General features: G+C 69.5%; 7 protein-coding genes. 3 read left to right on the top strand and 4 right to left on the bottom strand.

Translation table 11 applies throughout. The features are described from left to right. The 4 genes from AAHM41_RS37825 to AAHM41_RS37810 all read right to left on the bottom strand — a co-directional run. Positions 1 to 229 (bottom strand): VOC family protein (locus tag AAHM41_RS37825; protein WP_342241798.1); only part of this gene is annotated, 229 nt, incomplete at its 3' end. Beyond that, on the bottom strand, positions 226 to 732 hold the full coding sequence (locus AAHM41_RS37820; RefSeq protein WP_342241797.1) for a helix-turn-helix transcriptional regulator: 507 nt from the start codon (positions 730 to 732) through the stop codon (positions 226 to 228). The genes AAHM41_RS37825 and AAHM41_RS37820, both read right to left, overlap by 4 nt. 55 nt (positions 733 to 787) lie before the next feature. Next, positions 788 to 1,204, bottom strand: coding sequence for a VOC family protein (locus AAHM41_RS37815; RefSeq protein ID WP_342241796.1), 417 nt, complete (start codon positions 1,202 to 1,204; stop codon positions 788 to 790). Positions 1,205 to 1,312: 108 nt separating this feature from the next. Then, entirely contained in the window at positions 1,313 to 2,401 is a 1,089-nt protein-coding gene (locus AAHM41_RS37810) for an esterase-like activity of phytase family protein (protein ID WP_342241795.1), read from the bottom strand. A 93-nt stretch (positions 2,402 to 2,494) separates the two neighbouring features. Between AAHM41_RS37810 and AAHM41_RS37805 the strand changes: the two genes are divergently transcribed. The 3 genes from AAHM41_RS37805 (at position 2,495) to AAHM41_RS37795 (ending at position 6,710) form a co-directional block, all read left to right on the top strand. Next, a complete protein-coding gene (locus tag AAHM41_RS37805) occupies positions 2,495 to 3,340 on the top strand; it encodes an alpha/beta fold hydrolase (protein WP_342241794.1) in 846 nt (281 codons plus the stop codon). A gap of 89 nt (positions 3,341 to 3,429) precedes the next feature. Next, the gene (gene acnA, locus AAHM41_RS37800; protein WP_342241793.1) at positions 3,430 to 6,117 is read left to right on the top strand and encodes an aconitate hydratase AcnA; all 2,688 of its coding nucleotides are present in this window, start codon (positions 3,430 to 3,432) and stop codon (positions 6,115 to 6,117) included. 248 nt (positions 6,118 to 6,365) lie between these two features. Further along, complete coding sequence (locus tag AAHM41_RS37795; protein WP_342241792.1) at positions 6,366 to 6,710, top strand: MucR family transcriptional regulator; 345 nt, start codon at positions 6,366 to 6,368, stop codon at positions 6,708 to 6,710. Positions 6,711 to 6,810: the final 100 nt, after the last annotated feature.

The raw sequence follows: 6,810 nt of genomic DNA, 5'->3' as shown, positions 1-6,810 counted from the left end.
TCCCGCGCCGGCCCTGGCCGGGCGCCGCGTCGACCGTCGGCGACTGCGGCGAGAACAGGCCGAGCTGGAAGGAGGGCTGGTCCGGGTGCTGCACCGTGAGCCAGCGATAGTCACCGTTCTGCGCGTCGGTGTGGAGGCGGAAACCGAGCTTCTCGACATAGAACTGAAGGGCCTCGTCCTGATCGCGGACGTACAGACCGACCAACCCGACACCCTGGCTCTGGCTCATGGGACCTCCGTTTCGTGGAACCCGGCCACCCTATCCTCCGCCTCCTGCCGCCGCTTCTCCGAAACTGCGATTGTGAGGTCGGGCCGGTGGGCGGCACTGAGAAAGCAACCCGGCACCCGGTCGCGCTGGTGCGGGGCGGCCTTCTCGCGGGCCCGGAGCGCGCCCGGGCTCTCGCCAGTGACGTCGCGGAAGGTGCGCCCGAAGGTCCCCAGGCTGTTCCAGCCGGTCTCGAACGCGATCTCGGTGATCGACAGCTCGGTATCGCGAAGCAGCGCGGTGGCCCGCTCGAGCCGGCGCGTCAGCAGATACCGGTGCGGCGGAACGCCGAAGGCGTCCTTGAACGACCGCGCGAAATGGGCCTCGGAGACGCCGCTGACGCTCGCCAGCCGCGGAACGGGCCAGTCCTCGTGCGAGGCGGCGTCCATCCGGTCCTTCGCCCGCAGCAGGCGGCGCAGCAGCGCAGGGTCCCGGCCCCTGGTTGACCTCGACACCGTGTCGGCCATGGTGCATCCCCCCCTCCTGCGGGAAGGTGCACCATCAGGCCGCGGGATCAAACCCCTAGTAGTTCGCGCGCAGGCCGGGCGTCGCCAGCTCGATGGCATGGCCGTCGGGGTCGCGGAAATACAGGCTGCGGCCGCCGCGCCGCCAATGGGTCTCGCCCGCCAGCGGGACGCCCTCCCGCTCCAGCCGGGCTCGCCAGGCTGGCAGATCCTCGGAGGGGACGGCGAAGGCCATGTGCAGCCGCCCTTGCCCTTCATGGCCCGGGATCGTGCCTTCGTCGTCGACCATGCCGTCCGAGGTCAGGCCGTGGCGGAACAGCAGCAGCGCGCCCTGGCGCCCGGCATCCAGCGCCACCAGCCGCGGCGAGCGCGACAGCAGCTCCAGCCCCAGCACCCGCTGGTAGAACGCGGCCGATCGGTCGACGTCCTCGACGTAGAGACAGGTCTCGGCCAGCCCGTTGATCCGCGTTTCCATCCCTCGGCTCCTTCGTTTCGGAAGGCCAGGGTGAGGCGGCGGCCGGCATCGGTCCAATCGCGGTTTCTCACCCCCGGATGAGAACGACTCATGGGCCCGGCCGGATGCTCAGTCGGGCAGCACCTCGAACACCAGGGCCTTGGTCACCTGCACCGGGTTGAAGTTGTCGTCGGACAGCACGACGAGGCTGCGATGGCCGTTGGCGAGGTCCGGGCCCCAGCCCATCGCCTCGAAATTGTCGAGGACGACGCCGAGCGTGCCGAAATCGAGCAGGAGGGTCTTCGGCATGGCGAGCCAGCTGCCATCGAGCAGCGAATCGAGCCGGGAAACGTCGGTGGCCAGGGTGGGGTCGGCGCGGTACAGCCGGATCGAGTTGCCGCGGCCCTGGGCGTAGGCGCGCTCCAGCACCAGGAACGTGCCGTCGCCGCCCGGCAGGATCTCCGATACGCCGTTGTCCGCCGAGCCGCCCGACAGCAGCGGCGCCACCGGGATCGGGTCGGTGATGTAGACATGCTCGGCCCCCGGCGCGCCGGTCGCCGTGTCGAAGCTGGCGATGCGCACCGGGCTGCCCTGCGCCAGCGAGGCCGCCGGACCGTCCTGGACCAACGCATTCTCGGTCGACGCGAACAGGGTCTGGCCGTCGGGCGCCAGCGCGAGCCCTTCGAACACCAGATTGTCCCGCGGGCCGAGGTTCCTGTCCTCGGAGACGCGGTAGCGCTGTGGCAGGTCGAAGCCGCGCTGCCAGCGTCCATCCGGCGCGGCGACGCTGATCGCCGGGTCGATCCCGGCCTTCACCCAGCCCTCGCTGCTCCAGTACAGGAGGCCGCTGGCGGGATCGCGGCGGATCGACTCCGGGTCGACACTCTTCGGCGCGAAGCCGTTGCCGGCCGCGCCGCGCAGCGTGGTCACGCCGGTGACGGCGATGCCGCGCACCGTATCGGTGTCGTAGTCGATGGAGAGAGTGTAGAAGCGGGCCGGCGCCTTCTCCGACCGGTCGTCGCTGAGGGCGATCCACTGCCGGGCGGCCGGGTCCCAGTCCAGCCCCGACAGGCCGCCGACCGTGGTGCCCTGATAGTCCAGCCCCTTCGGCAGCGTCGCCTCGCCGATCAGCCGCAGCTGCCCGATCCCCTCCGCCCCGGCCGGCAGCGCGGCACAGGCCAGCAGCACGCCGAGCACGGCGATCCCGAACTTGCCCATAGACATTCTCCCCCGACATTCGCGCGCCCTGTTGACCACGGCAGTGCGACAACGGCATGACGAGCCTGTGTTGGCTTGATGACGGAGCGGCGGATGGACAACCCGGCGGCCACCCCGGCGAACGATTCCAGCCCGCCGCAGCGCAGCGACGGTTTCGTCCGTGTCGACGGGCACAGCCTTTACTGGCAGCGCCTCGATCCGCCCGGCAGTGCCGGGCGCCTCCCCATCCTTCTTCTACACGAAGGGCTCGGCTCCGTCGCGCAATGGACGCGCCGCGGCGTCGACGTCGCGGCGTGGCTGGCGGTCGCCACCGGCCATCCGGTGCTGGCGCATGACCGGCTGGGCTTCGGCCGGTCCGACCCGCTGCCGCGGCCGCGCGGCGTCGACTATCTGTATCAGGAAGGGCGCGAAGCGCTGCCGCGGGTGCTGGACGCACTCGGGATCAGCCGCGCCGGGCTGGTCGGGCACAGCGACGGCGGCAGCATCGCCCTGATCTTCGCCGCGGCGCATCCCGGCCGCACGGCCTGGGCGGTGACCGAGGCGGCGCATGTCATCGTCGAGGACGAGACCCTGGCCGGCATCGCCGTCGCCTATGCCGCCTTCCACGCCCCGGACTCAAGGCTGCGCGCCGTGCTGGCCCGCTATCACGGCGACAAGACCGACTCCACCTTCGCCAACTGGGCCGAGCTGTGGCCGACCCCCGGATTCCGCAGCTTCGACATGCGCGACGCGCTGCCCTCGATCCGCTGCCCGGTGCTGGCGATCCAGGGGGCGGAGGACGAATACGGCACGCCGGCCCAGCTGAACGCCATAAAGGCCGGGGTTCCCGGGCCTTGCGAGACCTGGCTGGTGCCGGATTGCCGGCACGCGCCGCATTTCGAGGCCACCAACCGGGTGCTGCCCCGGATCGCCGATTTCGCAGTTGCGAACGGTTCTTAACCCGTTGCATTTGAACGGCTTGCGCGGACGCGCTACATGAAGGCCGCACAGCCCATTCGCGACCAGCCTTCGACCGAAGGAGCCCTTCCGTGACCTTCACCGGACATGACACGCTCAAGACCCGCCGTCAGCTGACGGTCGACGGCAAGAGCTATGATTATTTCAGCCTCGAGGCCGCCCAAGCCCAGCTCGGCGACGTCGCCCGCCTGCCCTTCTCGCTGAAGGTGCTGCTGGAGAACCTGCTGCGCTTCGAGGATGACCGGTCGGTCACGGTCGATGACGTCAAGGCGATGGCGCAATGGCTGAAGGACCGCCGGTCCGACCGCGAGATCGCCTACCGCCCGGCCCGCGTGCTGATGCAGGACTTCACCGGCGTGCCGGCGGTGGTGGACCTTGCGGCGATGCGCCAGGCGATGGTCGCGCTCGGCGGCGACCCGCAGCGGATCAACCCGCTCTCGGCCGTCGACCTCGTGATCGACCACTCGGTCATGGTCGACGCCTTCGGCACCCCGAACGCCTTCCAGCAGAATGTCGACCTGGAGTTCGAGCGCAACCACGAGCGCTATGCCTTCCTGCGCTGGGGCCAGACCGCCTTCGACAATTTCCGCGTCGTCCCGCCCGGCACCGGCATCTGCCACCAGGTGAACCTGGAGTACCTGGCGCAGACCGTGTGGGTGGAGAAGGACCGCAACACCGGCAACCAGGTCGCCTATCCCGACACGCTGGTCGGCACCGACAGCCACACCACCATGGTCAACGGCCTGGCCGTGCTGGGCTGGGGCGTCGGCGGCATCGAGGCCGAGGCGGCGATGCTGGGCCAGCCGGTGTCGATGCTGATCCCCGAGGTGATCGGCTTCAAGATCACCGGCAAGCTGAAGGAAGGCCGCACCGCCACCGACCTGGTGCTGACGGTCACCCAGATGCTGCGCAAGAAGGGCGTGGTCGGCAAGTTCGTCGAGTTCTACGGCGAGGGCCTGGACCACATGACCCTGGCCGACCGCGCCACGATCGGCAACATGGCCCCGGAATACGGCGCCACCTGCGGCTTCTTCCCGATCGACGCCGAGACGCTGCGCTATCTCGAGTTCTCCGGCCGCGATCCGCACCGCGTCCGCCTGGTCGAGGCCTATGCCAAGGCCCAGGGCATGTGGCGCGACGCCCATTCGCCGGAGCCGGTCTACACCGACACGCTGGAGCTGGACCTGGGCGACGTCGAGCCGTCGCTGGCCGGCCCGAAGCGGCCGCAGGACCGGGTCGCCCTGACCCAGGCCGCGGGCGCCTTCACCAAGCTTTTGGCCGATGCCGGCACCGCCCCGGCCCCGACCAAGGTCGACGGCATGGACCATGACCTCGACCATGGCGACGTGGTGATCGCGGCGATCACCAGCTGCACCAACACCTCGAACCCGTCGGTGATGGTCGCGGCCGGCCTGGTCGCCCGCAAGGCGCGCGAGCGCGGCCTGACCCGCAAGCCCTGGGTCAAGACCTCGCTGGCCCCGGGCAGCCAGGTGGTCACGGAGTACCTGAACGCGGCCGGCCTGAACGTCGACCTCGACGCCGTCGGCTTCAACACCGTCGGCTATGGCTGCACCACCTGCATCGGCAATTCCGGCCCGCTGCCGGATGAGATCGCCGCGGCGGTCGAGAAGGGCAACCTGAACGTCGCGGCCGTGCTCTCGGGCAACCGCAATTTCGAGGGCCGCATCAGCCCGCATGTGCGGTCGAACTACCTGGCCTCGCCGCCGCTGGTGGTCGCCTACGCCCTGCTCGGCAGCATGACCAAGGACATCACCACCGAGCCGCTGGGCACCGGCAGCGACGGCCAGCCGGTCTATCTGAAGGATGTCTGGCCGACCGCGCAGGAGATCGCCGAGACGATCGAGCAGTGCCTGACGCCGGAGATGTTCCGCAGCCGCTACGCCAATGTGTTCGAGGGCCCGCAGGAGTGGCGGAGCATCGAGACGGTGGAGAGCGAGACCTACAACTGGAATCCGGGGTCGACCTACGTCCAGTACCCGCCCTTCTTCACCGGCATGCAGAAGGAGCCGGAGCCGCTGACCGATATGCGCGGCGCCCGCCTGCTGGCCGTGCTGGCCGACAGCGTCACCACCGACCACATCTCGCCGGCCGGCTCGATCAAGAAGGACAGCCCGGCGGGCGACTATCTGCTGGAGCACCAGGTCCGGCCGCTCGACTTCAACAGCTACGGCGCCCGCCGCGGCAACCATGAAGTGATGATGCGCGGCACCTTCGCCAACATCCGCATCAAGAACGAACTGGTGCCGGGCGTCGAGGGCGGCTTCACCAAGCATCAGCCCTCGGGCGAGATGCTGCCGATCTACGACGCCTCGATGCGCTACCAGGCCGAGGGCGTGCCGCTGGTGATCATCGCCGGCAAGGAATACGGCACCGGCTCCAGCCGCGACTGGGCGGCGAAGGGCACCCGCCTGCTCGGCGTCAAGGCGGTCGTGGCCGAGAGCTTCGAGCGCATCCACCGCTCGAACCTGGTCGGCATGGGCGTGCTGCCGCTGCAGTTCACCGGCGGCACCACCCGGGCGGATCTGAAGCTCGACGGCACCGAGCATTTCGACATTCTGGGCATCGCCGAAGGGCTGAAGCCGCGCCAGGAGATGGTGCTGACCATCACCCGGGCCGACGGCAGCCGCCAGGACGTGACCCTGCTCAGCCGCATCGATACGCTGGACGAGCTGGAATACTTCAAGAACGGCGGCATCCTGCAGTATGTGCTGCGCAGCATGGTGAAGGACGCGGCGTAACCCGCTTTACTGCCTGAACCTTTGGAAGAGCCCGGCGCGAGCCGGGCTCTTCTGCTTTTCGGGGCCGACATGACGGCGGCAGCGACGATCCGGCGCAGTCGGTGACTATGAGGGAACCGATCCGCCGCTCGATCCTTGTTGGGCGGTGGCGACGGCCTGGTCGGAAATTCATTTCCGGCGGAATAAGCGTCGCCATCCGGGCGTCCTAGGAAGGTCACCGGGTAGAGCAACAGCAACGAGGGGGCCGGATGCCCATCGATGAGATCGGCGCGGCGGCGCTGTCGACGCCGAACCAGGTTCTCGAAGTCACCGCGGCGATCGTCGCCGCCCATCTGCGCGGAACCACGACCTCGGCCACGCATGTGCCGGAGATCATCCGGCAGGTCTATGACGCCCTGACCGAACTGGTCGAGGGCTCCGGGGCGGGGGAGGCGCCCCGCCGCGTGGTCGATGCAGCCCCGCGCCGCCAGATGGCCGAGCCACTTGCGGACGCCGCGCTGCCCTGGCGCGAGACCACGGCCTTGCGGGGGATGCGCGCCGGCACCCGGATCGGCGAGAGCCCGCGCGAGCGCTTCCGCTCACGGTCGCGCTGACGCGGGATCGCAGCAGTGCTCCGAACAAAAAGGGGGGCCTGCGGGTCGGGTGGCGCCCCTTTTTTTAAGCCCGGGATAGGGGCCCGCAGGAAAACAGCAG

This window comes from Inquilinus sp. OTU3971, from assembly GCF_038440215.1.
Note: the sequence above shows the minus strand (reverse complement) of the source record. Positions and strands in the feature narration are given on the sequence as shown.